General features: G+C 71.4%; 25 protein-coding genes and 5 pseudogenes. 16 read left to right on the top strand and 14 right to left on the bottom strand.

Annotated features, from left to right (window positions below; translation table 11 throughout):
• The first annotated feature begins 110 nt into the window (after positions 1-110).
• From lepB (OG559_RS04360) to OG559_RS04340, 5 genes and pseudogenes are all read left to right on the top strand, one after another.
• Positions 111-979 (top strand): annotated as a pseudogene (gene lepB / locus OG559_RS04360) (signal peptidase I).
• A 9-nt stretch (positions 980-988) separates the two neighbouring features.
• Positions 989-1,624, top strand: a complete 636-nt coding sequence (gene lepB / locus OG559_RS04355) for a signal peptidase I (protein WP_405112711.1) — start codon at positions 989-991, stop codon at positions 1,622-1,624.
• 61 nt (positions 1,625-1,685) lie between these two features.
• Positions 1,686-2,228: an NUDIX hydrolase gene (locus OG559_RS04350; RefSeq protein WP_405112708.1), complete on the top strand. Its 543-nt coding sequence runs from the start codon at positions 1,686-1,688 to the stop codon at positions 2,226-2,228.
• Positions 2,222-3,034: a ribonuclease HII gene (locus OG559_RS04345; protein WP_405112706.1), complete on the top strand. Its 813-nt coding sequence runs from the start codon at positions 2,222-2,224 to the stop codon at positions 3,032-3,034. The genes OG559_RS04350 and OG559_RS04345 overlap by 7 nt, the downstream gene beginning before the upstream one ends.
• Positions 3,031-3,354, top strand: a complete 324-nt coding sequence (locus OG559_RS04340; RefSeq protein WP_007075222.1) for a DUF2469 domain-containing protein — start codon at positions 3,031-3,033, stop codon at positions 3,352-3,354. The genes OG559_RS04345 and OG559_RS04340 overlap by 4 nt, the downstream gene beginning before the upstream one ends.
• 16 nt (positions 3,355-3,370) lie before the next feature.
• Here the strand turns inward: OG559_RS04340 and OG559_RS04335 are convergent, their stop codons facing one another.
• Positions 3,371-3,568: a hypothetical protein gene (locus tag OG559_RS04335; RefSeq protein ID WP_405112704.1), complete on the bottom strand. Its 198-nt coding sequence runs from the start codon at positions 3,566-3,568 to the stop codon at positions 3,371-3,373.
• A gap of 308 nt (positions 3,569-3,876) precedes the next feature.
• On the opposite strand from OG559_RS04335, the gene OG559_RS04330 reads away from it, so the two are divergent.
• Positions 3,877-4,503 carry a murein hydrolase activator EnvC family protein gene (locus tag OG559_RS04330; protein ID WP_405116377.1) on the top strand — a complete coding sequence of 209 codons (627 nt, stop codon included), beginning with the start codon at positions 3,877-3,879 and terminating at the stop codon, positions 4,501-4,503.
• 117 nt (positions 4,504-4,620) lie between these two features.
• Here OG559_RS04330 and OG559_RS04325 read toward each other — a convergent pair whose 3' ends face one another.
• Positions 4,621-5,802 carry an aminotransferase class V-fold PLP-dependent enzyme gene (locus OG559_RS04325; RefSeq protein WP_405112702.1) on the bottom strand — a complete coding sequence of 394 codons (1,182 nt, stop codon included), beginning with the start codon at positions 5,800-5,802 and terminating at the stop codon, positions 4,621-4,623.
• Between the two features lie 73 nt (positions 5,803-5,875).
• Positions 5,876-6,928 (bottom strand): tyrosine recombinase XerC, encoded by a 1,053-nt coding sequence (locus tag OG559_RS04320; protein WP_405112700.1) that lies wholly within the window; start codon positions 6,926-6,928, stop codon positions 5,876-5,878.
• 687 nt (positions 6,929-7,615) lie between these two features.
• Here OG559_RS04320 and OG559_RS04315 point away from each other — a divergent pair.
• Both OG559_RS04315 and OG559_RS04310 read left to right on the top strand, forming a co-directional pair.
• A complete protein-coding gene (locus tag OG559_RS04315; RefSeq protein WP_405112698.1) occupies positions 7,616-9,010 on the top strand; it encodes a hypothetical protein in 1,395 nt (464 codons plus the stop codon).
• A 99-nt stretch (positions 9,011-9,109) separates the two neighbouring features.
• Positions 9,110-9,382, top strand: a complete 273-nt coding sequence (locus OG559_RS04310; RefSeq protein WP_405112696.1) for a hypothetical protein — start codon at positions 9,110-9,112, stop codon at positions 9,380-9,382.
• Positions 9,383-9,428: 46 nt separating this feature from the next.
• Here the strand turns inward: OG559_RS04310 and OG559_RS04305 are convergent.
• Both OG559_RS04305 and OG559_RS04300 read right to left on the bottom strand, forming a co-directional pair.
• A pseudogene (locus OG559_RS04305) lies at positions 9,429-10,221 on the bottom strand (DNA-processing protein DprA); the annotation flags it as partial.
• Positions 10,131-10,439, bottom strand: a pseudogene (locus tag OG559_RS04300) (ATP-binding protein); the annotation flags it as partial. The pseudogenes OG559_RS04305 and OG559_RS04300, both read right to left, overlap by 91 nt.
• Positions 10,440-10,444: 5 nt before the next feature.
• Between OG559_RS04300 and OG559_RS04295 the strand changes: the two are divergent.
• From OG559_RS04295 to OG559_RS04285, 3 genes are all read left to right on the top strand, one after another.
• Positions 10,445-11,161 (top strand): hypothetical protein, encoded by a 717-nt coding sequence (locus OG559_RS04295; RefSeq protein WP_405112693.1) that lies wholly within the window; start codon positions 10,445-10,447, stop codon positions 11,159-11,161.
• A 203-nt stretch (positions 11,162-11,364) separates the two neighbouring features.
• Positions 11,365-11,646, top strand: a complete 282-nt coding sequence (locus OG559_RS04290; RefSeq protein WP_405112691.1) for a hypothetical protein — start codon at positions 11,365-11,367, stop codon at positions 11,644-11,646.
• Positions 11,647-11,742: 96 nt separating this feature from the next.
• Positions 11,743-12,489: a TIGR02391 family protein gene (locus OG559_RS04285; protein WP_405112688.1), complete on the top strand. Its 747-nt coding sequence runs from the start codon at positions 11,743-11,745 to the stop codon at positions 12,487-12,489.
• Positions 12,490-12,511: 22 nt separating this feature from the next.
• On the opposite strand, the gene OG559_RS04280 is transcribed toward OG559_RS04285, so the two are convergent.
• From OG559_RS04280 to OG559_RS04265, 4 genes are all read right to left on the bottom strand, one after another.
• Positions 12,512-13,402 (bottom strand): hypothetical protein, encoded by an 891-nt coding sequence (locus OG559_RS04280; RefSeq protein WP_405112686.1) that lies wholly within the window; start codon positions 13,400-13,402, stop codon positions 12,512-12,514.
• A 391-nt stretch (positions 13,403-13,793) separates the two neighbouring features.
• Complete coding sequence (locus OG559_RS04275; RefSeq protein ID WP_405112684.1) at positions 13,794-13,997, bottom strand: hypothetical protein; 204 nt, start codon at positions 13,995-13,997, stop codon at positions 13,794-13,796.
• Positions 13,998-14,458: 461 nt separating this feature from the next.
• Positions 14,459-14,662, bottom strand: coding sequence for a hypothetical protein (locus OG559_RS04270; protein ID WP_405112682.1), 204 nt, complete (start codon positions 14,660-14,662; stop codon positions 14,459-14,461).
• A gap of 978 nt (positions 14,663-15,640) precedes the next feature.
• Positions 15,641-15,850: a helix-turn-helix transcriptional regulator gene (locus OG559_RS04265; RefSeq protein ID WP_405112679.1), complete on the bottom strand. Its 210-nt coding sequence runs from the start codon at positions 15,848-15,850 to the stop codon at positions 15,641-15,643.
• A 532-nt stretch (positions 15,851-16,382) separates the two neighbouring features.
• Here OG559_RS04265 and OG559_RS04260 point away from each other — a divergent pair.
• On the top strand, positions 16,383-16,661 hold the full coding sequence (locus OG559_RS04260; protein WP_405112677.1) for a hypothetical protein: 279 nt from the start codon (positions 16,383-16,385) through the stop codon (positions 16,659-16,661).
• Positions 16,662-16,678: 17 nt separating this feature from the next.
• On the opposite strand, the pseudogene OG559_RS04255 reads toward OG559_RS04260, so the two are convergent.
• Positions 16,679-16,888 (bottom strand): annotated as a pseudogene (locus OG559_RS04255) (ATP-binding protein); the annotation flags it as partial.
• A 464-nt stretch (positions 16,889-17,352) separates the two neighbouring features.
• Between OG559_RS04255 and OG559_RS04250 the strand changes: the two are divergent.
• Together OG559_RS04250 and OG559_RS04245 are read left to right on the top strand one after the other, a co-directional pair.
• Positions 17,353-17,544 carry a hypothetical protein gene (locus tag OG559_RS04250; protein WP_405112675.1) on the top strand — a complete coding sequence of 64 codons (192 nt, stop codon included), beginning with the start codon at positions 17,353-17,355 and terminating at the stop codon, positions 17,542-17,544.
• A gap of 312 nt (positions 17,545-17,856) precedes the next feature.
• Positions 17,857-18,663 (top strand): hypothetical protein, encoded by an 807-nt coding sequence (locus OG559_RS04245; protein WP_405116375.1) that lies wholly within the window; start codon positions 17,857-17,859, stop codon positions 18,661-18,663.
• Between the two features lie 228 nt (positions 18,664-18,891).
• On the opposite strand, the gene OG559_RS04240 is transcribed toward OG559_RS04245, so the two are convergent.
• The 4 genes and pseudogenes from OG559_RS04240 to OG559_RS04225 all read right to left on the bottom strand — a co-directional run bounded on the left by OG559_RS04240 (position 18,892) and on the right by OG559_RS04225 (position 22,656).
• Complete coding sequence (locus OG559_RS04240; protein ID WP_405112673.1) at positions 18,892-19,407, bottom strand: DUF4145 domain-containing protein; 516 nt, start codon at positions 19,405-19,407, stop codon at positions 18,892-18,894.
• Between the two features lie 373 nt (positions 19,408-19,780).
• Positions 19,781-20,410 (bottom strand): annotated as a pseudogene (locus OG559_RS04235) (magnesium chelatase domain-containing protein); the annotation flags it as partial.
• 15 nt (positions 20,411-20,425) lie between these two features.
• A complete protein-coding gene (locus tag OG559_RS04230) occupies positions 20,426-20,785 on the bottom strand; it encodes a YraN family protein (protein ID WP_405112670.1) in 360 nt (119 codons plus the stop codon).
• Between the two features lie 152 nt (positions 20,786-20,937).
• Positions 20,938-22,656: a sialidase family protein gene (locus OG559_RS04225; protein WP_405112667.1), complete on the bottom strand. Its 1,719-nt coding sequence runs from the start codon at positions 22,654-22,656 to the stop codon at positions 20,938-20,940.
• Between the two features lie 400 nt (positions 22,657-23,056).
• Between OG559_RS04225 and OG559_RS04220 the strand changes: the two genes are divergently transcribed.
• Positions 23,057-24,244, top strand: coding sequence for a hypothetical protein (locus OG559_RS04220; protein WP_405112665.1), 1,188 nt, complete (start codon positions 23,057-23,059; stop codon positions 24,242-24,244).
• 204 nt (positions 24,245-24,448) lie between these two features.
• The gene (rpsB, locus tag OG559_RS04215; protein ID WP_405112663.1) at positions 24,449-25,384 is read left to right on the top strand and encodes a 30S ribosomal protein S2; all 936 of its coding nucleotides are present in this window, start codon (positions 24,449-24,451) and stop codon (positions 25,382-25,384) included.
• Positions 25,385-25,429 lie beyond the last annotated feature (45 nt).

Below are 25,429 nucleotides of genomic sequence, written 5' to 3'. Positions count from 1 at the left end.
CGGCGCGTCGCGGCGGCAGCTGCGGCCACAGATCGTCCCACTACCGCCCGTGGGGCCTCGACGAGGCTCCCGGGCGGTAGTGGCATTTCTGCGGACCGGGGAGTGGCCAGGTGCGGACGCTTGACGAGGACGACGCTGTCGATCCGTTGCGCCGGCGCCCCCGGCGCCCGCGCCGGCAGATGCCGCTCTGGCAGGAGCTGCCCCTGCTGCTGATCGTCGCCTTCTGCCTGGCGGTGCTGATCCGCACCTTCCTGCTCCAGGCGTTCTTCATCCCGTCCGGGTCGATGGAGGACACCCTGCTCATCGGCGACCGGGTGCTCGTCAACAAGGTCGTCTACGACGTGCGGGACCCGCAGCGCGGCGAGGTGGTGGTCTTCCGGGGCACCGACAGGTGGGTCGCCCAGCAGGCCCAGGAGCCCGAGCCCGGCATCGCCGGGAAGTTCGCCCGCACGATCGGCGACATGGTCGGGCTCAGCCGCCCCGGCGAGAAGGACTTCATCAAGCGGGTCATCGGCCTGCCCGGCGACCGGGTGAAGTGCTGCGACGCCCAGGGCCGGGTCACCGTCAACGACATTCCGCTCGACGAGCCGTACGTGATCCGGAACTCCCCGCTGGACCTGCCGCCGAATCCCACTGAGTGCCGGTCGCGGCGCTTCGCCGAAGTGGTGGTCCCGCCCGGCCAGATCTTCGTGATGGGCGACCACCGGCTGGTCTCCCAGGACGCCCGCTGCCAGGGCCCGGTGCCGATCGACAACGTCGTCGGGCGGGCGTTCGTCGTGGTCTGGCCGTCCTCCCGGTGGGCGTCGCTGTCGGCGCCGGACACCTTCGCCGGAGTCGCCAGGCCCGTCACGGCTGCCGGCGACCCCCTGGCCCCCACGCGCCCCACCGGATCGGGCGGTGTGCTGCTGCTCCTCCCGGTCTCGGCCGCGGTGTCCGCCCTCGCGCGTTCCGGGCGGTCCGGGTGGTCGCGGCGACGTAGGCTCCACCCGTGATTGACGAGCAGACCGACAAGAAGAGCGGCTCCTTCTGGAAGGAGCTGCCCATCCTTCTGGGCGTGGCGATCCTGGTCGCGGTGCTGGTGCGGGCCTTCGTGCTGCAGACCTTCTACATCCCGTCACCGTCCATGGAGAACACCCTCCAAATCGACGATCGGGTGCTGGTCAACAAGCTGGTGTACGACTTCCGGTCGCCGCACCGCGGCGAGGTGATCGTCTTCAAGGCGCCCACCGAGTGGAGCGGCAACCCCGACGGCGAGGACTTCATCAAGCGGGTGATCGGCGTCGGCGGCGACCACGTGGTCTGCTGCGACCCGCAGGAGCGGTTGGTGATCAACGGCAGGCCGCTCGACGAGCCGTACATCTACTCGGCAGCCGGACAGCAGGACAAGCCAGCCGACCAGGAGTTCGACATCACCGTCCCGAAGGGGCGGCTGTGGGTGATGGGTGACCACCGCTCGGCCTCCGGCGACTCGCTGGAGCACTGGCAGCAGTCCGGCCAGAACATCCAGAGCGCCACCATCCCCGAGGACCGGGTGGTCGGCCGCGCCTTCACCGTCTTCTGGCCGGTCGGCCGGGCCACCTGGCTCACCGTCCCGGAGTCGTTCGACGGCATCCCCAACCCCTGATCCGCCCGCCGACCCCCGGGTGGGCGTGGGCGACGCGGGCCGGGTCTGGCAGGCTGGGAAGGTGACCGTCTACACCCCTCGACGTGCGGCGCGCGTGTTGCTCGTCGACGACACCGACCGGGTGCTGCTCTTCGCCAGTTGCGACCCGGCGCGGCCCGAGCACCGGTACTGGCTCACCCCCGGTGGCGGACTGGAGCCGGGTGAGTCCCCGGCGGCCGGCGCCGCCCGGGAGCTGGCCGAGGAGACGGGCCTGCGGCTGGCCCCGGCCGAGCTGGGCGAGCCGGTGTGGCGGGAGACGATCCGGTTCCCCTTCGATGGCGTGCGGTATCAGCAGGAGCAGGAGTTCTTCCTGGTCCGGGTGCCGTCCTGGGAGGTGGACACCGCCGGCTTCAACGCCGTCGAGCGGGCCAGCGTCTCCGGGCACCGGTGGTGGCCGGCCGACGAACTGGCCGCCACCACCGAGCGGTACTACCCGGCCGACCTGCCGGCCCTGCTGCGCCGGGTGCTGGCCGCGCGGCCCGACGCGCCGACCCCGCCCGACGCGCCGACCCCGCCCGCCGGGTCCGCCGGGGCCGTCCCTGCGGCCGGAGGTACGCCGTGCTGACCCCGCCGCGCACAGTGGTCCGCCGGGAGGCCGGGCTGTACGCGCTGGAGCGCGCCCTGCAACGCCGAGGCTTCCGGCACGTGGCGGGCGCCGACGAGGCCGGCCGGGGCGCCTGCGCCGGCCCGCTGGTCGCGGCGGCGGCGGTGCTGCCCGAGGGGCGACGCGGCGAGATCGACGGGCTGGCCGACTCCAAGCTGCTCACCCCGGCCAGCCGGGAGCGCATCTACGAGCAGGTGGTCACCCGCGCCCTGGCGTACGCGGTGGTGGTGATCCCGGCCGACGAGGTGGACACCCGCGGCCTGCACGTGTGCAACCTCGCCGCGATGCGCCGGGCGCTGGCGTCGCTGGACACCCGCCCGGACTACGTGCTGACCGACGGCTTCGGCGTCGACGGGCTGGACGTGCCGGGGCTGGCGGTCTGGAAGGGCGACCGGGTGGCCGCCTGTGTGGCGGCGGCGAGCGTGCTGGCCAAGGTCACCCGGGACCGGATCATGGTCGAGCTGGACGGGACGTTCCCCGACTACGGCTTCGCCGAGCACAAGGGCTACATCACGGCGGAGCACACCGCCGCTCTGCGGGAGCACGGGCCGTGCCGGGAACACCGCTTCTCGTACGTGAACGTGGCCGCCGTGTCCGGCCTGGACGGGCGGCCACCCAGGTCCCGCCGACCGATGGGTGCGCGCCCGGACGAGCCGATGGAGCGCTTCGGGGCGTCAGGAGGTACCGTCGGCGTGGCGTTGGGCGAGCAGCCCCGACCTCCCGCGCCGGTGGGGGAAGATGTGGTCATGGAAGGCGGAGTGCGATGAGCGCGGAAGATCTCGAGAAGTACGAGACCGAGATGGAGCTCCAGCTCTACCGGGAGTACCGCGACATCGTCCGCCAGTTCTCCTACGTCGTGGAGACGGAGCGCCGCTTCTACCTGGCCAACCAGGTGGACCTGCACGTGCGCAACTCCGACGGCGAGGTCTACTTCGAGGTCGAGATGCACGACGCCTGGGTGTGGGACATGTACCGTCCCGCCCGGTTCGTCAAGAACGTCCGGGTGATGACGTTCAAGGACGTCAACGTCGAGGAGCTGGAGAAGCCCGACATCTCCCTGCCGGCCGACTCCGGCTTCGGCGGCTGACGGTCCTTCCGGCAGCTCACCCGCGTCGACCGGTCCGGCGCCGGCCGCGCGTCCCCACCGCCCGGCCCCGCCGCACTCCGTCGGCACCACCGCGCCGGCCCGCGCCCGACGGCACCGCCGTGGTTGCGGGCGGCCAGCCGAACTCCTCGATGCTGATCGCCTCGTCCGGCCCGGCGAACCGGGAGGGTCGGCTGACGTCGTCCACAGTGGTCATCACGCGCTGCCCTGGTCCGGGCCGGTGGCGTGCCGGGGTGCCGGCCGCGACGCACCGGGTCTGCGTGGGCCGGGCCGACCGGCTGGGCCATAGCAGATCATCGGTCCGGACGAGGGCTGTCCACAGCCCGTCCGGCCGTCCACAGGCGAGCGGCCTGTGGCGGCGGCGCGTCCCGGGATTCCGGCACGCTGCCGGGCATGTGGACGAGGATCGGGGCCGGTGGCTCAGGATGGGGCAGGACCGGTGCCGGCGGGCGGCGGGCCCGGGGGGAGGGCGCCCGCAGGCCGGCGCGACCGGCCACGGCGGTGCTGTCCGTAGCGGCGCTCTGCGCGGCGGTCCTGACCGCCGGGGCCGGTCCCGTGGCTCCGCCGCAATCCGGCGCTGCCGGCGTGGTGATCGTGTCCGGTGTCGGGCCCGGCCCCGTCCCGCCCGGTCCGCCCGGTGTCGGGCCCGGCCCCGTCCCGCCCGGTGTCGGGCCGGCGGCAGCGCCCGACGCAGCGGCCCGGGCGCGGCCTCCCACGCCGGACGCGCGGTTCCGGTGGCCGCTCGACGGCGCCCCTCGACCGGCCCGCCGCTTCGCGCCGCCCCCGCAGCCGTGGCTGCCCGGCCACCGGGGCGTCGACCTGGTCGCCGTGCCGGGCGCCGTGGTCCGGGCCGCCGGGTCGGGGGTGGTGCTGTTCGCCGGCCCGGTCGCGGGTCGTCCCGTGGTCACGGTCGGGCACGCCGCGGGGCTGCGGACCACGTACGAGCCGGTGCGGCCGGGCGTCCGTGCCGGGGACCGGGTGGCCGCCGGGGCGCCGTTGGGCCGGTTGCGGCCCGGGCACCTGGGCTGCCCCGAGCCGGCCTGCCTGCACTGGGGGCTGCGCCGGGGAGCGGAGTACCTGGACCCGCTGGCCCTGCTCGGGCTCGGCCCCGTCCGGCTCCTGCCCACCTGACCGCCCCCGCCGCCACGGTGTCGCCTTCCCGCCCCCGCCCTCACGGTTGCCGTCGCCCTTGACCTGGTCGGGGCGGCCCGTGACGTGCTCGCACGCGGTCGCCTGTGCGGTCGCCGGTCAGCGCCGGGTGAGCAGCGCCGGCAGCCGCGCGGCGAGCCGCTCGTACTCGTGCGGCGCGTTGTAGACCTGGCCGCACAGCCGTAGCCAGCCACGGTCGTTCCAGGACATCACCGCCACCTCGGTGGACAGCTCCTCGGCGATCCGGCTCCGCAGGGCGCGGGCGTCGTCGAACGTGGCGGCCAGCCCGGCCGGCAGCGGGACTACCCGCATCGCCACCGTCGGCCCGCCCGGATCCGGCAGGTCGGCCGGTGCCACCCCCAGCGCGTCCCCCACCACCCGCTGCCCGTACGCGGCCAGCGCGGCGTCGTGCGCCCGCACCCGGTCGACGCCCAGGCTGCGCAGGGTCCAGACGCCGGCCGGCGCGGCCAGCCACGACGTGTAGTCCAGGGTCGCCTGCCACTCGACGTTGCCCGGGAAGCCGGTCCCCTGTTCCCAGGAGACCACCAGCGGTTCCATCCGGTCCCGCCACGACGGGGCCACCACCAGCACGGCGGTGCCGCGCGGGGCGTACCCCCACTTGTGCAGGTTGCCGACCCAGAAGTCCGCGCCGATGTCCCCGACGGGGGTCGGCAGCATGCCCGGCGCGTGGGCGGCGTCGACGAGCACCGGCACCTCGTGCTCGTGGGCGGCCCCGACGATCGCCGCGGCCGGGAAGAGGCGGGCGGTGGCCGAGGTGAGCTGGTCGACGACGAGCAGCTTCGTCCGTCCGGGCCGCAGCCCCGCCCGGACGAGCTGGACGACCTGCTCGGCCGTCGCGGTCAACGGCACGTGCAGGGTGCGGTGGGTCGCCCCGGTGCGCCGGCACTCGCGGTCGACGGATAAGCCGACCGCGCCGTAGCCGTGGTCGGTGGTGAGCACCTCGTCGCCGGGGCGCAGGCCGAGCGACTGGAGGACCACGGCGACGCCGGTGGTGGCGTTGCCGACCAGCGCGGTGCCGTCGGGGTCGGCGCCGAGGAAGGCGGCCAGGTGCCGGCGGGTGTGGGCGATCCGGTCCACCAGGCTCGGCCCGAAGAAGCGCAGCGGGTTGGCCTCCATCTCGTCGCGGAGCCGCTGCTGGGCGCGCTGCACCCCGATCGGCACCGCGCCGAACGAGCCGTGGTTGAGGTGGCTCACCGCCGGGTCGAGGGAGAAGAGCAGCCGGGCGCCGGGGATGGGCTCGGGCGGCTGCGGCGCGCTCATCCCATGATCGTAGCCCGACATCCATCGACGGTGCCCCCCAACGACCACGCGACGGCGGCGGCCGGCTTCCGGCTCAGGCGCGCGGGTGCGCCTGCCGGTACGCGGCCCGCAGCCGCTCGACCGAGACGTGGGTGTAGATCTGCGTGCTGGCCAGCGACGCGTGGCCCAGCAGCTCCTGCACCGCCCGCAGGTCCGCGCCGCCCTCCAGCAGGTGGGTGGCGGCCGAGTGACGCAGGCCGTGCGGGCTGGTCCGGGGCAGCCCCGTCGCCTCCGCGTACCCGGCGACGACCCGTCGGGCGGTAGTCGGGTGGAGTCGGCCGCCCCGAGCCCCGAGCAGCAGGGCTTCGCCGGACTCCGGGCCGGCGAGGACGGTCCGCCCGGCTCGTAGCCACTCGTCCAGTGCCCGTTGCGCCGGTACCCCGTAGGGCACGGACCGCTCCCGGGAGCCCTTGCCGAGCACCCGGACCACCCGGCGGGCGTCGTCCACATCGGCGGTGTCCAGGCCGCACGCCTCACTGATCCGCACCCCGGTCGCGTAGAGCAGCTCGAGCAGAACCCGGTCCCGTAGCACCACGGCCCGCGCCGCCTCCTCGTCGGCGGGAGCCGACGGTGTGGCGGTGGAAGGATCCGGCTCCGCCAGGAGACGTTCGCCGCCACGCCCTTCCGTCCTGGTGGCAGGGGCCGGGGTTGTCGGGCGGGAGACCGGGGCCTCGATCAGGGCGGTCACCTGGTCGGTGCGGAGCACGGTCGGCAGGTCCCGGTGGGCCCGGGGGCTCGCGAGCGGGGCGGCCACGTCGGTGGGCAGCAGGCCGGCGCGGTGGGCCCACGCGCTGAACGTGCGCGCCGAGGCGGCCCGCCGGGCCATCGTGGTCCGCGCGGCCCCGGTCGTCCGCTGCTTCGCCAGCCAGCTGCGCAGCACGCCGAGGTCGAGGTCGGCCACCCCGACGCAGCCCATCCGGGCGGCGTGGTCGAACAGGGAGACCAGGTCGCCGACGTACGCCCGGACGGTGTGCGCCGAGCGGTTACGCACCCGGGCCAGGTGGTCGGCGAAGTCGTCCACCGCCTCCCGCAGCGCCACCGGAAGGGCCGCGTGCGTCTCCCTCGTGCCGCGCTCGGCGCGGTTCACCGGGCGCCTTCCGGCCTACCCGCCGCGCGGTACCCGCCCAGCCACTCCCGCTGGAACGCCTCGGCGAGCCTCCCACCGCCGACCGGGTCGGCCGACCGACCGGGCCGTGCCCCTCCGTCGCCTCGCACCGGCTCAGCTTACGAGCGTCCCGCCACCCGGGCAGCACGACGGGCCGGCGGGGCGGGGCCGGCGGGGCTGCGGAGCGACTGAGCGACGCGGCTGGCCCTACGTCCGCGATGACGCCGACCGGCCGTGCCGAGCAGGCCACGCGGCGGACCGGTCCCGGCCGGGTCGTCACGGCGGCGGGTCCGCGATGGAACCGGGGGTGCGGGCCGGAGGGGTGCCGGGAGCGCTGGCCGGGCGGGCTCGCCTCGGTTGTGTCAGCCCCACCTCATAGAATTCACGTCGGCAGAAGGCCCTGGACGCACGTCGGGAAGCCCGGCCAAAAAAGTTTCAAGATTTTTTGCCGGTACCCCGCTCTGACGGCCTGGAGGAGTAGGAGAACCACTCCAGACACGAAGGAGCACCATGAACGACAACGACGCGGCCGCCGCCGAGAACCCCGACTCGCCCACCCCGCCGGCCCGCACGGGGACTCCTCTGGCCCGCGCATTCCAGCGAGCGGCGGCCGCGAACCCGAACCGGGCAGGTGTCCCGCTCGCGGCCATGTTCCCCCAGGCCACCGCGATGACCTCGGCCATGCCCCGCATCGTGGTGTCGCCGCCCAAGGTCGTGGTGGTCCGTCGCCGGCAGCAGGCGATGTCCCGCAGCGCCGTCTTCCGGGCGCATCAGCGGCTGATCGACCGCCGGCTCACCCGCAGCGCCCGCGAGGCCGCTGGCCGAGCCCGTCGCACGCCGAGCCGCGACTCGCGCCTTCGCGGAGCCATGCGCGCCGGTTGGGCCGGAACGGCCGAAGGCAGGCAGTCCTTCCTGGACGGGATAGCCCTCTCGCTGAAGGTGCTGGACCAGATCACGGACATGGTCAGCCCGCTCGCCTGGGTCGAGGAGTTACAGAAGACGCTCCAGAGTCTGGTCCGCCCGCTCGCTCTGTTCGAGAAGATGCAGGAGACGCTCCAGAGCCTTGTCCGGGCCCCGATGTTCGAGGCGCTGCGTCGTATCCAGGAGCAGATCGCCGCGGCCGCCTGGCCGGCGTTCAGCGTCCCCCAGCGCTTCCGGGACGCGGTGACCAGCAGCGCAAGTTGGTTGATCGGCGCGTTCCGGCACACGCGGGAATGGGCCTCGGGCTTCATGACCTACCAGGCGAAGCTGCGACAGCAGATCAGCTCGATGGTCGCCTCCTGGAGCTGGAGGCTGCCCGACCTCACCGAGGTCATCCGGCCGATCGCGGAGGGCATCGTGACGATCGTCCGCGACATCAGGTGGCCTGAATTCAGGTGGCCTGACTGGTCGGCGGCGACCGAGACGCTCTTCGCGCTGGCGGTCCGCGCGGTCTTCTGGGCGGCCGTCCGGGTTCGCAAGGCGATCCTCCATGAGGAGAACAGCGAGGAGATCGTCCGGGAGTTCATGCTCGAGGTCCTGGATCTTTTCCCGAAGGGCCAGCCGCACATCGAGGCCGCGAAGGAGGCCCTGCTCGAGGACGCCTGGTTGAAGGCGGAGCCGGAGAACGTGAAGAAGGTGCTGCTCAAGCGGATCAGGGAGCTCCACCGCAACCATCGACTGATCGGCAACACCGAGCTCAGGCACCGCCGCATCGTGTCCCTGCACATGCCGTTGGGTCAGGCGGGCAGCGACAGCGACGTGGTCCTTACCCTGGCCGAGGCGCTGGCCGCCCCGCGCTCCGTCGAGGATCTCGTGCTCAGCTTGCCCGAGTTCCGCGACCCGCGCATCGACCGTGTCCTCGACAAGCTCAAGCCCGGAGAGCGGGAGGTCGCTGACCTTTACGCAGGTCACGACGGCATGACCTGGGAGCTGGCCGCCGCGGCGGCCGGGCAGCCGCCGGCCTTCGGCGAGCGTGTCCGCAGGAAGTTGGACCGGTTGGGCAAAGACTTCACCAGCCGGCAGGCCGGCGAACTCCACGTCCCCACCACAACGAGGCCGAGGACCAGGCCAGCGTTCGGCTGAGCTCGAACCGCCTGCGGCGGATGCCGCCGCTCGCGACCCGCGAACGGTCGCGAGCGGCGCCCCCAGACTCTTCTCGCTCGTTCTCTCCGGAGGTTCTCCATGCCCGCGAACGCGGATGGCTCCCGTACGCCCAAAAACCGCAACACGACCCCGAAGGACCAGGCCAACCCGAGCATCAACCGCAAGGTAAAGGTTGCCGCCGGCGGCGGCTTCGGGACGTTGTTGGCCTCGTCGCTCACCCAGGTGCTCGGCTTGGTCCCGCCCGGCCTCGAGACCAAGTTCCACGGCGGTCTCGCCTTGGTCGCCGTGACCGGCCTGCTCTACTTGGCGCTGCCCCGCAAGGCCAAGATCACCCTGGAATGGGAACGATGAGCACAGACCGTTACGGGGTTCGCGGAATCGGCCACCCTCAGTTAGTCCGGAAAAGGAACCGGGGACGGAACGGCTCGGCGCCCGGCATCCACTCGCTGACCAGCAACCCGGTCTCGGCGATCCGGTCGAACAGGGCCGCGTTGCCCATCGGGTAGGGCTGGTCGATCCCGCAGGCGAGCACCGCCACCGTCAGTCCGCCGGCGTTGAGCGCGCCCCGGTGCGCCGCGGCGTCGATGCCGAAGGCTCCTCCGGAGACCACCGTCCAGTCCCGGTCGGCCAGCCCGTAGCCGAGCTCGGTGGCCACGTGCAAGCCGTACCCGGTGGCGGCCCGGGCGCCGACCACCGCGACCGACCGGTCCAGCGCCTCCCGGAGCGGCCAAGCGCCGCGCGTCCAGAGGCAGAGCGGGGGCGCGGTCTCCCGGTCCACCCCGCCGGTTGGCGCCCGGCAGGACCATCCGGCGCAGGTCCTCCACGCGCGCCGGCCACTCCTCCTCGTCGTCGGGGGTGACGATCCGGGCACCCAGCCGCTGCGTACGGGCCAGGGCGTTGGCTGCCACGGCCCGGGCGTCCCCCTCCCGGGACCGGGCCGCCACGGCGGCGCGCAGCCACTCCTCGGGCGCCCCGCCGTCGAGCAGCAGGTCCAGCGCGCCCGCCGGGCCCAGCTCGTCGACCAGCCGGTGTACCGACCAGGTGCCGGGCTCGGCGAGCCAGGTCAACGCCACCCGGGCCAGCAGGTTCTCCTCGGTGTTCACGCCGCGTCCCCCGTCCTGAGCTGGATGGCCTCCCGGACGTCGTCGGAGTGCGGCCGGTCCCGCCCGTCGAGGTCGGCGACGGTCCATGCCATCCGGATGATTCGGTCGAAACCGCGCGCCGACAGCGAGCCGGAGTCGAGCCGGCCCCGCAGCTCGCGGGTGTCCCGTTCGGGCAGTCGCCAGGGTGGACGGCGCAGCCGGGGACCGGGGACCTCCGCGTTTACCCGGCAGCCGGTACCCGCCCAACGCTCGGCGCCGGCCCGGCGGGCGGCGGCCACCCGGGCCGCGACGGCGGCCGACGGCTCCTCGGTTGATCAAGCCCTGGGACGCGGGTGGCATCGGTCTACGCGGCGCGACCGCCTTCACCATCTTCACCGAGGTCGATTGCAGTGCGCCGGGGTTTTGGGAACGGGCAACGGAAACCGTCAACGACCTGTTCACGCAGTCCGAGCAGTGGCAGGTGAAACGCGCCTTCTGGACGGGACAGGCTGCTGGTCAGCCGGTTATTTACCCGCGTCTCGCGGGCAACACGCAGATCGTTGAGGCCGGCACGGGCGTCCTGATGCAGCCCGCCGCCTCAGTCGTCGTCACGGGCGCCACACTCGATGTTGTGGAAGGCATCGGCCGCCTGGAGGCGGAGATGGCCGACTGCTACGACGGCGTGGACATGCTGCATATGCCGGTCGAGTTAACACCCGCGCTGACCAACGCGAACATGCTCGTGCGTGACGGATCTTGTTACCGAACTCCCAAGGGGAATCTGGTCATCCTCGGTGCCGGCTACCTGGGCACCGCGCCGGACGGCACGCAGCCGGTCAGCTCGGTCTACGTCTACGCGACCAGCGCGCTGATGATCTACCGCAGCGCACCGACGGTGCAGCCGCGCGTATCGTCCTTCAGTTGCACCGAGAACACGGTCAAGGCGATCGTCGAGCGCACGTACCTGATCGGCTGGGACTGCTGCCTCAAGGCGGTCAACATCTCGCTGGGCGGCGTGCCGAGTGGCGCAGCCGGAAGGGGCGAGTAGCGATGAACGGGGCAGTGACCCGAGAGGATGCGCTCCCCTGGTGCACCTCTGGTCTCCCGTGTCCGCGCTGTGGGTGCGCGTACCTGTGGGTAGCCAGTCCAGAGCAGGTCGCAACCATGATGCGTGGCCCTGCGACGGGACAAGAGCTTTCGAGCCCTCTTCAGGACAATGCGCCAGCTCGTTGGACTTGCCGGGGATGTCGTGTGTTTGCGGATATCGACGCACTGGCCGAACAGCTTGTGGGCATTGACGGCTCGCGGCCTGAGTGGTCGATGGACGCCCTCACCGCGGCCCAGCGCATCGGCCTCACCTGGTACGAGAACCGAGACAAGTCGCGGGATGGCCGCTGCGACCTCACCCTCACGCCGTTCGCCTACCTGAGCCTAAACGAGCTACGGCGCAAGGAGTACGAACTGTTCCCGAAGCAGGACATGTGGCGGAGCAAGGCAATCTGGCAGCGACTGGATGACGAGGCAGGTCGCTGAAAGTGACCGCACCGGAGCGGGCAGGGCGTTTGCCCCACCAAGCCAGTACGAGAAGTCGATGGGATTTGCCTGGTCTGGGATATATCCTCGGTGCCCATGAACAGGAAGTGGGCGGCCGGCGAGGTTCGAAAGTTCATCCGCGATCTTGAGTGGTATACGCGCGCCGATCGACTGATATCGGGAAATTGCGACGGCAAGCCCGCACTGTTGGATTTTTGGCAGCGTGATAGCGACATCATGCAGCGCTGGCCGATCGTAATGCAGATCCTCAAGCTCGTTCCATCACCCCTCTCAGAGGTTGTTCAACTTGCAAGAGGGAGAGACAACATCCTCATCGTCTTCCCGGTGCGCGATGTCTGCCTTCCTGTCCTGGGCCTTTTGGATCGGGCGGCCGAGATTGAAGAGAACCTGGCGCCGGATAGCCCTCAGCTCGCCGCCGATCGACTACATACTTGGGTTTGGGACGCAGCTCGCACTCTATGGGAGACCAGACATTACCGCGCCGCCGTTCAAGCCGCCGCCACCAACGTGAACGCTCACGTGCAGAGTCTTGTCGGTCGACGTGACGTCTCCGACTCGAAGCTCATGGCCGAGTGCTTCTCAGAAAAGGATCCAGAAGGCGGGAAGCCTCGACTCCGCTGGCGAGGTGACCCTTCAGACGAGGGCGTCAAAAGCATGAATGGCGGGATGCGAAGCTTCGCGCAAGGCGTGTTCGCAGCGGTACGCAACCCTGCTACCCACAGACTCGACGAGTTGACCGAGCACCAAGGGCTGGAGCGGCTTGCTGCCTTCAGCTTGTTGTCGCACCTGATCGACGACTGCGAACTCGCCACATTGGACTAGTGCAGACGTCTATACACGGACGCTACGGCTTCTTGCGTAGCACTCCCGTCGAGAGCCACTGGACCAACAGCACAGCGAGGTGCACGGCTGCCTCAGCCTCGTCCTGGTTCTGCCGACGCGACTTCGGAGCGCCGCCATGCCGGGAAAGCTGAGCCTGCCACAGCGTCTCCATCATCGAGACAATCGGTTCGACACCACCGGGTTGGCCGTCCTTGCCTGGTAGCGCCAACTCCCACTTGTCCGGCGCGTTCTTGCCCAGGTGACCGATGACGGTGCCGAGAGTCGCGGTACCCGCCTCGGCCTTCTTCTGCTCGACGAGGGGGCAGGCAACCTCCTCCACGGCGCGGATCGCCTCGTTGAAGACCTTGTCCGGCTCTGGGTTCAGGCCGTAGGCGGCCACCCATGCAACGTGCAGGTGGTCGGCGGCGGTCTTGGTCGTGCTCGCGATCGCCCTATCCGCGGCCCGCTGGGCCGTCTCGTCAACTCGTCGGACGAGACACCGGCCGTCCAGGTCGAAGCGGTACAGCGACGCACCGTCCATCAGGGTGTCCTGAAGATCACGAATGATGTTGACGAAGGTATCGATGTGCCAATCGCCACCGAATTCCCCGGAGCCCTCTTCAAAGGCACCCCACCCGGGGTGTAGCTGGACGGTCGCATCTACGACCGTCAGCAGGCCCATGCCGGCAGGTTGCCTCAGGAGCTGATGCGTCGGCGTCTTGTAAGTGCCGGAATCATGCGCCTGCTTGAGTCGGAGCATGACCCTCTTGGTAGTTGGGGCATCGAGACACGTCCGCAGCCAGTCACGCAGCGGCTTATCAAGCCACCCCGGCACCCCATCGTGAAGCGTTGCGTCCAAGGGATTCCCCGCGAGCCGGTCGGCCAGGGACTGGAACGAGCGCACTTCGGTCACGCCGCGAGGGTACCGGTCAGGTGCGACAGGCTCGAACCACTTATACGCCCGCCAGGACGTGAACCGACACGCCGGTCACGGAGGCAGTAGCGGTTACTACTCCTCGGCGTGCTGGTGCGGTCGGTTCGCCCTGATCCACGCCTCGACCGCGTCCCGGTCCCAGATCCGCATGCGGCCGTTGCCGACCACGTCCACCGGCTCAGGGAACCCTGCCCTCCGGACCAGTTCCGCTCGCCCTGCCCTCCGTCGTCCCGGCGGGGTCCGGCCCACCAGCCACCCCGGGGCGGGGCGCGACGCCGCAGGAGGACAGGGGAGGCGACGACCCGTCTATGCTGGCTGCCGGCCCCGGGCGACTCCAGCCCCGGCCAGGGATCGCCCGGGTGGCGGGGCATCAGGCGTCGCTTCGAGTCAAGAAGTTGAACGTCACGAGGAGGAGCGCCAGAGTTCCGCCGAACGCGGTGCCACCGGCGAGCAGGGCCTTACCGATACTCTGCTCGATCTCCGAAGTGACCCAGCCGGCGACGGTCCCGGTCAGGGTGGCCGCCAAGATGGCGATGACCAGCAGCAAAACCCGGTTGGCGATGTTGTTGCCCATCGAGCGAGAACCTCCACCTAGTTACAGTGATCCCTTTTGGACCTCAGGTGGGTTCCAGCCCTTGTGCCTCGCCTTGCTTCGCAAGATGCCAGCCGGACTTGGGGCATGTCAAGGTGCGGACGGTCAGTGGTTCGATCGTGTGGTCCACGCCATATAAGGGAGCCCGGCTGCCGGGCGTGGGGTGGAACTCCCACCCCACCCATCGGTGTCGCTGCCCGCCCGGCAGCCCGGTTTCCTGGGTGGATGGTGGCCCGAGGCGCCCCCACCAGATGCCTGCCCTGTACGTGGGTGGCCGCCCGATGAAGAGGACCAGCCGACCCCGTACCGCCCCGGTTAGCCCGGTTGCCCATGCTGCGCCGGACCCAGGGACGTCAAGCGGCGGATTACCCGAGGTTGGATGTACCGACCCCGGGGGCGCTGGTCCATTCGTTAAAGAACCGCATCGCCCGGGTGCCGAGGTGTCAGGCGTCGCTTCGAGTCAAAAAGTTGAAGATCACGATGGAGAGTGCCAGCGTCCCGCCGAACGCGGTACCCCCGGCGAGCAGGGCCTTACCGATACTCTGCTCGATCTCCGAAGTGATCCACCCAGCGATGGTCCCGGTCAGGGTGGCCGCCAAGACGGCGATGACCAGCAGCAAAACCCGGTTGGCGATGTTGTTGCCCATCGAGCGAGAACCTCCACCTAGTTACAGCGATCCCTTTTGGACCTAAAGTGGGTTCCAGCCCTTGTGCCTCGCCTTGCTTCGCAAGATGCCGGGCCGGGGTCGCTGCGTCAAGGGCCTGGCGCGATTGGCTGTACGGTCAAAATTCGAATGTACGTATAGGCCGAGGCGCTGACCAGCCTGAACGTCAGCAATGGGCCCCGGGCGGCCTCTGGCTAGGGCTGAGGTCGCCCGGATGCCGCAGCGTCAGGGGTCGTGTCTTATCAGGTAATTGAGAGCCCCGTGAATGAGGGGAGCGGAGCCGGCGAACGCGACGGCTCCGGCGATCAAGGTCTTGCTGAAACTAGACTCCGCCGACCATGTGACCCAACTGGCGACGGTCGCGACCTGGCTCGACCCGAGGGTGACAACGGCCAGGCACAGCAGGCGAACGGGGAACGGACTTCCCATCTTTAATCCTCCACTCGACGGGTCCTCCCTTGTGGAGGTGCCGTGTCGAGGAGCCTCACGGTCAGGGGTCGGTGGCCATTTGGCAAGTTTTTGTGATATGGGCCGCATTGTTCGATCTTCAGCCCTCGGGCAAAGATGGGAATCCCACCGGCTAACCCAGTGAGGCTGCGCTCGATCCGCATCACCTGCGAGATAAGCAAGCTGGCTAGACGTCGGCGTTCCTCATGCCATCGGGCGGCCGACTCCAATCGGTGACGCCTGTCTTCGGCCCTTCGAGTTAGAACTTGGTTTAGCCCCGCCCCGAGGAGCACCGAACCGGCCGCGATTCCTGCCGCTGCGAGTTGCGCTGTCGATGCGTCCACGGGCCGACTGTAGGGAGTGGCGGCCCCAGGGGCGGATCAAGGCTTGCCCGTGTGCCGCCGGCCTAGCGGGAGTCGTTCCGCCAATTCACCGGAACGCCGACGAGGTCCGGGGGTAGCGACACCCGCATCCGGGTCTCTCCGTCCGCTGGCGGCCACGGGAGACCGGTCGTCAGTCTTCGTCCGCTGGCGGCCGGGGGCGACGGTGCTCGGCGATCCACGCCTCGACGTCGACAGCCAACCACACCTTGGTGGCCCGCAGCTCCTGATACGGCCTCGGGAACGAGGGACGTAGCGCGATTTGCTGGAACCGCGACCGGGAGACACCGAGTCGCTGGCAGATCTCCCAGGGGCCCATCAGTCGGCCCGGCCCTGCACCCATGGTCTGAACGTAGGCACGCCCGTGCCTCTCCGGGCGGGGATACCCGGTCGTGGACGCCGTCGCGGGGGTCCCCACATTGACAGGGGGTAAGCGCTGGTGTGGGATCGATAACGCGGTACCCCCGCCCTGGTGGAGCTGGGCTCGGCGGGGCGGGGTGCCGCAGTAAAACCGCACCCGGCAGGCCCGTGGGAGGCACCGATGAGGTTGCGAGACGCCCGGCACCTTGAACTCGTGAAGCTGCGCCAGACGTTCCCTTGGGACTCCTGCGCCTCATGGCTCTGGAGGGACCGGCATCGACTCGACTCCGCCCGTGCGGCGGGCACGTCCGGTGCGGCCGGATCGGTGGTACGCCGGAGCCGTGGGAGGACGGAGTGACCGCCCGGCGGCTGCCCCTGTTGATCCTGGATGCCTGGCGCACCCTCGACTGGCATAAGCACCGACGGTGTGCCGTCTGCAGCCCGAGCGGGTGGTGTCCCCTGGTCGAGGCAGCCAAGACCCGGATCAGGGCATGGCGTCGGTACGGCCCCCGCCGATGATCGGACTCAAGGCGGGCGACGTTCTCCATATAACCCGGGCCTGCAGCGTCCAGTTCATCCGGCCGATCATGTTCAGGCTGATCAAGGCGAGGACCGACCTGATTACCTACGACGGCTGGGTCTGGTTAGAGGGGTACGAGTTGGATGCCAAGGGCGATGCGGTCGCCCGGCGGGAGTTGTTCCTTATTAAGGAGGGCCTCCGGAAGATGAACCCGCCGGCCCGTCCCACCCTGGTCCAGCGTGGCCGCCGGCCCGTCAACCAGCGCCCTGGCTGAGACACCACCCACCGACGAAGTGTCGCCACCGTCGCGGTGTGGTGCGGCGCCTGGAACTGCGGCCGGCGCAGCAGCCGGCCGCCCGCCGGCAGCAGCCCGGCGATCGAGTGCAGCGCGGTGACCTCCAGCGCCGCCTCGTCGTCCAGCTCGGGCAGGATGGACGGCAGCCGCTCGGCGAGCATGGTCTTGCCGGCCCCGGGCGGCCCGAATAGCGCCAGGTGGTCCCCGGACTCCGGGGACGGCCTGGCTGCGAGTCCAGGCCCGGACCTTCCTGGCCTGGGCCACCCGCAACCGGCACGCGCAGAAGGTCAAGATTCCCGCCCGGCAGCAACGCCTGTCCGGAGTCGGCATCCACACCGACAAGCGCTGGAACCTGATCCGCCGGCTACTGCATGACGACGCACTCGACCTGCGCGACCGGGTCGCCGGCCTGCTCCTACTGCTATTCGCTCAGCCGCTGACCCGGATCAGCACCCTCACCATCGACCAGATCGACGACGCCGGCGGCGAGCTCACCCTCACGCTGGGCGCGGAGCCGATCCAAATCCCGCCGCCGCTGGACGATCTGCTCCGGGCACTTCGGGACCACCGGCAGGGTAACGTCGCCATCGGCCGCGCCGACTCAAACCCGTGGCTGTTCCCCGGCGGGGTTCCCGGAGGACACCTCAGCAGCCACCAGCTCCTGCGCAACATGAAGGCCCTCGGCGTCCACGCGCGGCCCGCCCGGAACACCACCATGATCGACCTCGCCGGGGACCTGCCCGCGGTCGTCCTGAGCCAGCTGCTCGACCTCCACCTGAGCACGGCGACCCGGTGGACGGCCGCAGCGGGATCTCCGGCCGCGGACTACGCGGCTGACCTTCTCCGCCGCGCTGACCGGTGAGCCGGGGCCGGCGCCGGGCGGAATCCACCCCGGCAATGGGATGAAGGGCGACAAAACCCCCGCGCTCGTGGATCTCGATGAAATGGCTGGCCTTCCGCGCCGAAGTGGCAAGCAGGGCCCGCCCCAACCGCCAGGGCCCGCCGCTGGCTTGGCCCAGCTGCCTACCATTGGGTTATCGCACGGTCCTCGCAGTGGGTGCTTGCATCACGGCTCTTGCACTATAGGTATCACTATTACACCCGCTGGAACGGTCAGATCCAGGGCAGCTATCGCGGTTGGGTTCGGCGGGCTGCATGACCTACCTTGACGGCCATGAACAACACACGCAGCGGTCAGCCGAAAGTCGAGAAGCCGGAAGTCACCGGCGAGGCGACCCGGGCAGCACTTCTCAAGCGCGCCATCCGATCCACCGTCCCACTCCGCCGGGTCTTCGTCCAGCGACCACCCGGAGAGGATCCACGCCACGGGCCTCTCAAGGAGTTCGTCGCCAACGGTGACGCGCGCGGCACCCGCGCCTACTTGATCACCGTCGCCGCGAACAGCCAGGTGAACGAGGACGGCTGGACCACCGAACTGGACAGCCTGGTCTGGGCCCGGCTCTTCGACGCCCACCTCTTCACCGGCACCGAACAGGGCGCCCGGACCACGGCTTGGCGCATCCTGAACCGTCTCGCGGACCGCGACCTCGTCAAGCTCACCCGGGCTCGCGGCAGCCGGAAGATCTCGGTGACCCTGCTCCGTGAGGACGGTTCCGGCGACGACTACACCCGGCCCGGCATCGCCGACAAGGACGCCTACCTCCGCCTTCCCGTCACGTTCTGGACGAAGGGCTACGACGCGAAGGTCGGCCTGCCCGGGCTGGCGATGCTCCTCGCGATCGCCGCGGAGAAGCCCTGGCACGCGTTCCCGGCCGAGCGCATGGACGAGTGGTATGGGTGGTCGGCCGACACCACCCTGCGCGGGCTGAAGAGGCTCCGCGAGCTGGACCTGGTCGAACGGCGCGAGGTCTTCAAGGAAGCGCCGCTCACCCCGACAGGATCAACGAGTTTCTATCAATATCGGCTCGCCCGCTGGATGCGTCCGAAGGCTCAGCCACGACCCGAAGCGAGCGCAGCGTGAACCAGCAGCAACCACCCAGCCCGTCTGACCCGATCTTCCGACTCAAGCTCGACCTCCGCATGTCCCGCCGCCTCGGCTGGATCGCGGTCGGCATCGGGATCGGGAACCTCCACAGCCTCGGAGACTTCCTCCGAGTCATCGGGAACGTGATCAGCGCACTCCCGCAATAACACCGACCCGGCCATGCCTGGCGCCACCTGCTCCGCGGTGCCAGGCCGCCCGGGACGATCACGGACGAGCAGTTCGAGCCCGCTGGACCTTCGCCGGCATCACATACAGGTAATCCAGCAGCGCGTTCACCAACCGCAGCAGCTCCTCGGCCTCCTCCATAGAGACCGGCGCGAGGGTGCTCGGGTGCGCGCCCGCGTTGCCCAGGACGCGAATGTGACTGGCCCAGTCCGACAAGGCCGGAACGAGATCGCCGTCGTCGGTCATCTGCTTGAGCTGGGCGAAGAGCGTGTTCTTGCCCTTCGCCGTCTCCGAGCCACGGTCATGGACGATCTCCGCGAGAGCGCCGCGGAACATCACCACCGCCGCCCTCGGCGCCTGAACCGCCAAGCAGCGACTTCCCTCCGCGACCTCGCCGGCGACGCTGACCGGCACGTCCGGGTTCGGGGCCGTCATGCCCGGCGTCGGCCACCAGTGAATGCCTCGCCACTGGACCCGGCCGCCGTTTGCTCCCGGTCCGTTGCCCGTTCGCGCCACATACATGGAGGCGCCGCCGACGAACTTGTCCTCGACCACGACGACACCTTGACCGCAGCCCTGACACTCCAGCATCGCGACCCGTTGATCGAAGTCACGATTCTGCCCAGGCATGGCCATTCGGCTGGTAAACGAGATCGGCGAGTGGGACCTCACCGTGAAGCTACTGACCCGATCACACCGCGGGCACGGACCATGCGGCTCCTCGGAATCGGGCAGCGCGTCCGCCGACTTCGGCGGCAACTCCTGGGCATTCCTGCTCGCAGACACCATCGGACGCCACATCCCCCTTGCCCCGTCGCAACGCGTCCGATTATCGCCACCCACGGAGAGAAGTCACCGAGGCCATGCCGTCACCGAGGCCGCCGGCATTCACGTGATTCCTCAACCTCTAACAGCACGGCTTACCGATACCGGCGGCGGCTACCTCCAGGGCACGTCGGCCCAGCGCCTGCCCGGCCACGTCGGCCAGGTCCGGCCCGTCGGGGCCGGCGGACGGCGTCGGGGCGGGCGGCTCGATCAGCGGCGTGCCGTCCCGGACGAACTCGACCAACCGGTGGAGCGTGTCCACGGCGCGGACCCGGACGCCCGGGACGACCGCCGCCTCGGCCGCGTTGTCAGCCGGGACGATCACCCGCTCCAAGCCGGCCCGCGCTGCGGCGGCCACCATCGGCAGCACCCCACGCACCGGCCGGACGGTGCCGTCGAGGCCCAGCTCGCCGAGGACCACCACCCGATCCAGCGCCAGCAGCGGCAACTCCCCGGAGCCGCCGAGCAGCGCCACGGCGATCGCCAGGTCGAAGGCCGAGCCGAACTTCGGCATCGTGGCCGGGAGCAGGTTCAGGGTGATCCGCCGGTTCGGCCACCGCTGGCCGGAGTTGACGACCGCGGCGCGGACCCGGTCGCGCGCCTCGTGCAGGGCGGTGTCGGGCAGTCCGGAGATCACCACGGCCGGCAGCCCGGGCGCGAGGTCCGCCTCCACCTCCACCACGTGCCCGGCCACCCCGACCAGGCCGACGCAGAGCACCTTCGCGTAGCTCATGCCTGGCAGCCCATCTCAGAACGCACCCTTGAGGTGCTCGACCAGGGCCGCGCCCGCGTCGGGCAGTTCGACCGACAGCACGTCGAACCGCACCTCGTCAGCGGTGGTGCGGGTCTCCGCGAGCCACCGGGCGGCCAGCCCCCGCAGCCGCCGCGCCTTCGCCGGCACGACCGCCTCGGCCGGCGTGCCGAAGTCGGCGGTGCGTCTCGTCTTCACCTCGCAGAAGGCGAGCACCGCGCCGTCCCAGGCGATGATGTCGATCTCGCCGGCCGCGCAGCGCCAGTTCTGGGCGACCGGGCGTAGCCCCGCCCCGATCAGGTGCCGGACGGCGCATCGCTCCCCGTACGCGCCGACCGCCTGGTTCCGCTTCGTCATGCGTCGCACCATGCCGGGCCCGGCAGTCCGCCGGGGGGAGCCTGTGGACGACGAGGGCCGCTGTGGACAACCGGACGATCATGCCCCCTGCGTGCTATGGACGGCCGTGCCGCCGGTCCCCGTGACGGGGTCCCGGCGGCCCGGTGTCCGGCTCAGAAACCGAGCGGGCCGTACGTGTGGATCGCCTGGTCGAAAGCCTGCCCGGCGGGCGGTGCCTGGCCGACCGGGAAGGTCGCCACGGCGCTGCCGTTCGCCACCGACAGGCCCAGGTACTCGCCGAGCATCCGGCCGAGCCCGCTGTTGGCGAGCTGGTCCGTCCGCATCGTCGCGAGCGTCTGCGGGTAGCGCCGCCAGGTGTGCCCGCCGTCGACGGACGAGGTGAACTGGGTGTTGATCCGGCCGTTGAGGTAGCTGTTCCAGAGGATGCCGATCCGGGCCGGGTCGTTCGGGTCCACCGCGACCGTCGGGGCGAGCCGGTCGGTGGCGGCGCACAGCCCTTGGTCGGGGCAGTCCACCGGCACCTCGGCCGGGTACGTCCAGTTCACCCCGTCGGGCGAGGTGCTGAACAGCACGTCGTTGACCTGGCACGGGTAGCCGGCCCGGCAGCCGTGCCAGGTGGCGACGATCCGGCCGGAGCGGTCGGCCTCGGCCGAGACCACCGAGACGGACCGTACCCCCGGCACGGGGTGGTAGGTGCCCGCGTGGATCGTGCCGCTGTCGTTCCACACCGCGCCCGCGCCATCGACGGTGAACGCCCTGGTAAACCCGTTCAGCCCGTACGCCACGACCAGCCGCCCGTCGGGCCGTACCACGGGGGCGGTGCCGTTGCCGGTCGGCGAGGAGGCCGCCCCGCGCGGGTTCGGCACGGTGGCCCAGGTGAGGCCGCCGTCGGTGGACCTGGCCAGCTCGATCCGGCCGCTGGCGCTGAGGTTCGTGATGGTGAGGTAGCAGGTCCCGTAGTGGGGGCTGGCGGTCCAGTTGTCGCAGACCACCCACTCCTTGTCCCGGTCCTGCCCGTCGTTGCCGATCGCCCAGCCGGGGGCCGACCAGGTCTGACCGTCGGTGGACCGGTTGACCAGCACGCCGTCGTGCAGGTCGTTGATCACCAGGCTGGCCGTCAACCAGACGCCGTGCCGGGCACTGTAGGCGACCACCGGGTCGCTGGCCCGCAGGTGCGGTCCGCCACCGGCCAGGGTGATCCCCGGCAGGGTGCCGCTGGTCCAGGTCAGCCCCGCGTCGTACGAGGTGGCGAAGCCGATGTTGGTGGCGCCGCCGGGCGCGTCGGCGTCCCGCCCGACCTGGTACGCGGACACGATGGTCCGCCCCCAGGCGAAGGAGTCGGGTTCGACGGCGGTGGCGTGCTGGGTGTCGCCGGTCAGGTACGGGTCGCCGCCCACCCGCTGGCGGCCGGCCACGTAGTCGCGGCAGCCCAGCGACTTCTCGGCCGGCTGGCGCGGGAGGCCGCCGTAGACGTTCACCGCGGCCACGCAGACGGTGTGCCGGCCGTCCGGGGCGGCCGGTAGCAGCCGGTCGAAGCCGTGCGGCCCGACGTCGGGACGGGACCTGTCGGCGGTGGCGGTCAGGACCAGCACGCCGTCCCGGCGGATCTTGACGGTGACCGCGCCGGCGGTGTCCCCGTCCGTCGCCCAGCCGACGACCCGGATGCCGCCGTCGCGGTGCTCGATCGCCTCGAACGAGCCGGTCGGGGCCTGGTCGGGCTCTCCCTGTTCGGAGCAGACCGGCGGCGGGTCGGGGACGTCGCAGCCGGGGGCGGCGGTGGCCGGTGTGGCGGCGAGCGCCGAGCCGGCCACCGCGAACAGGGCGGTGACGGTGGCGGCGAGCCGGCGCCGGGCCGGGGATGTGAGTCGCATGGGACCTCCGTGGATCGGTTTCTCCGAAGGCTGCCGGCGCCGCCCGGGCGCGGCTGCCGTCGATCCGACCGACGATCGTGACAACCGGAGGCGGTTGCCGGGGCAACTGCTGGTCGGGCCGCCGGTGGTCGGGCCGCCGCCCGCGGCGGCCCGACCGGAACGGTCCGGGCGGGGGAGCGTGGCCCCGCCCCGCCGTCCGGCGGCCGTGACCGGCCGTCGCGCGCGCCACGCCGGACGGCGTCGCCCGGTCCCGGCCCCAGGACGTCCGACCCGCCGCCCCGGGCCGTCCTGTGTCCCGGCGCCCGGGCCCCGCGTCGTGGGTGGGACGTCCGGTGCCGATCGGGGGGAAGCCGATCATCCGGATGGCGCGGGGGTGCCCCTGTCACATACGGTGCCCGTCGTGAACGCACGACGGAGCTTTCCCGATGATCAGGAGTCGAGCTGGTACCCCGGCGAGCGCGGGTACGGCGAGCCGGACTGGCGCCCGCCGGGCGACGACCGCTATCCAGCGGACGAGTTTCGCGTCTCGGACCAGCGCGGGGACACCGGTGAGCGACGCTATGACGAGCTGACAGACCCGCCCGTCGGCCGGTATGCCGAGTCCGGGCGGCACGGGGCGGACGACGCGTTCGGGCTCACCGACACCGACACCGACAGTTACCGGCCGTCGCGGTCGAGGCGGGCCGACGCCGGGTCGTTCGGGGTGTCGGTGGACGAGCTCGCCGCGGAGCGGGAGGCGCGCCGGGCGGCCCGGGCCGCCGAGACCGGGCTGTCCGCCGGGTCGCGGGGTGCGGACCCCGTCCTGTCGGGTGGCCAGAACCCCGGCACGTTCCCGCCGCCCGCCGTCGAGCGCGCCGTCGAGTTTCCGCTGACCGTCGGCCAGCGGCCCATGCCGGTCTCCGGCGCCCCGTACGACGCCGCCCCCCGGGACATCTCGCCCGAGTCGGACCCGCTCGGCGTCGACCCGGTCGGGCGCAGGTCGGAAGCCGGCCGCCCCGTGCCGCTCGGCAGCTACCCGATCGTCGACCCGAACCGCCCCGCGGAGGCGGACCGCCCGGGTGGGGCGGACCGGGGTGCGGGCCCCGGCCCGGCGGCCGAGGCGGGGCGCTCGGCTGAGCCCGTACGCGGGGCCGAGGCGGGACCGGCGGCCGGGACGCCGCACCCGCTGGAGATGCCGACCGGACCGATGCCCTCCATGGCTGTCCGACCGGATCTGTCCCCGCCGGGCCTGGACCCGGCGTACGCCCCGGACGGGCTGCGCCGCCCCGGCCCGCCGCCGTCCGACGGCGTCTACCGGACCCGCCGCCCGGCGCTGGCGGTGTTGATCGCGTTGCTGGTGGCGGTCTTCGAGGTCCCGGCCCTGCGGGTGCTGCGGCACGGCGTGCTCGGCGATCCGCTCTCCGCCGCCGACGTCGTGGTGGGCATCTTCCTGGTCGCCGGGCTGCCGATCTTCGGCGTCGGGCTCTACGGGCTGCGTACCGGTGGCCTCGCGCTCGCCGACGGCAGCCGGGGCTGGCTGCGCCCGCCGACGGCATACCTCACGGTCGGCCTGGTGCTCTTCGTCGCCGCGGCCCTCGCCACCCGCTGACCGGAGGGCCGCGCAGAGGCGTACACTGGTCGACTGGCGACCGCCGCACGCGGTCGACCTCGCGCGCCCTCCCCACGCCCCGTCGTGGGGCGGCGGCCTCCCTGGTCCCGATCTTGGTCGGGCCCGCCATGGCCGGCGACCGGGCGCCAGGACGCCCGGCCGCCGGCCGGGCGGCACAACCAGGGATCACAAGGAGTACCCACCATGGCCGTCGTGACCATGCGTCAGCTGCTGGAGAGCGGTGTCCACTTCGGGCACCAGACCCGGCGCTGGAACCCGAAGATGAAGCGCTTCATCTTCACCGAGCGCAACGGTATCTACATCATCGACCTGCGCCAGACCCTCGACTACATCGAGAAGGCGTTCGAGTTCATTCGCAACACCGTCGCCGAGGGCGGCAGCATCCTCTTCGTCGGCACCAAGAAGCAGGCCCAGGAGGCCATCGCCGAGCAGGCGACCCGGGTCGGCCAGCCGTACGTGAACCACCGCTGGCTCGGTGGCATGCTGACCAACTTCCAGACGGTGTACAAGCGGCTGCAGCGGATGAAGGAGCTGGAGGCGCTGGGTGACCTGAGCGGCACCACCGCCGGTTACACCAAGAAGGAGACCCTGCAGCTCTCCCGCGAGAAGATCAAGCTGACCCGCACCCTGGGTGGTCTGCGGGACATGCAGAAGCTTCCGGCCGCAGTCTGGATCGTCGACACGAAGAAGGAGCACATCGCCGTCGACGAGGCCCGCAAGCTGGGCATCCCGGTGATCGCGGTGCTCGACACCAACTGCGACCCGGACGAGGTCGACTTCCCGATCCCGGGCAACGACGACGCGATCCGCTCGGCCGAGCTGCTGACCAGGGTCGTGGCCGCCGCCGTCGCCGACGGCCTGATCGCCCGTTCCGGCCGTCGCCGGGGCGGCGACGAGAAGCCGGAGCCGGGCCAGGTCGGCACCGACGAGCCGTTGGCCGAGTGGGAGCGCGAGCTGCTCGAGGAGCCGAAGAAGGCCGACGAGCAGCGCGCGCAGCCCGCCGAGCAGCCGGCGCAGCCCGCCGCGCAGTCGGCCGAGCAGCCCGCCGAGCAGCCGGCGCAGTCGGCCGAGCAGCCCGCGCAGCCTGCCGAGCAGCCGGCGGCCGCCGCCGCGGAGTGACCGCACCGCCGTTCCTCGCCGTCCGGGAAACCGGACGGCGAGGAA

Origin of the sequence: Micromonospora sp. NBC_01405, assembly GCF_045040155.1 — a bacterium.
GTDB lineage: Bacteria > Actinomycetota > Actinomycetes > Mycobacteriales > Micromonosporaceae > Micromonospora.
This window is presented reverse-complemented; position numbering and strand designations above follow the sequence as displayed.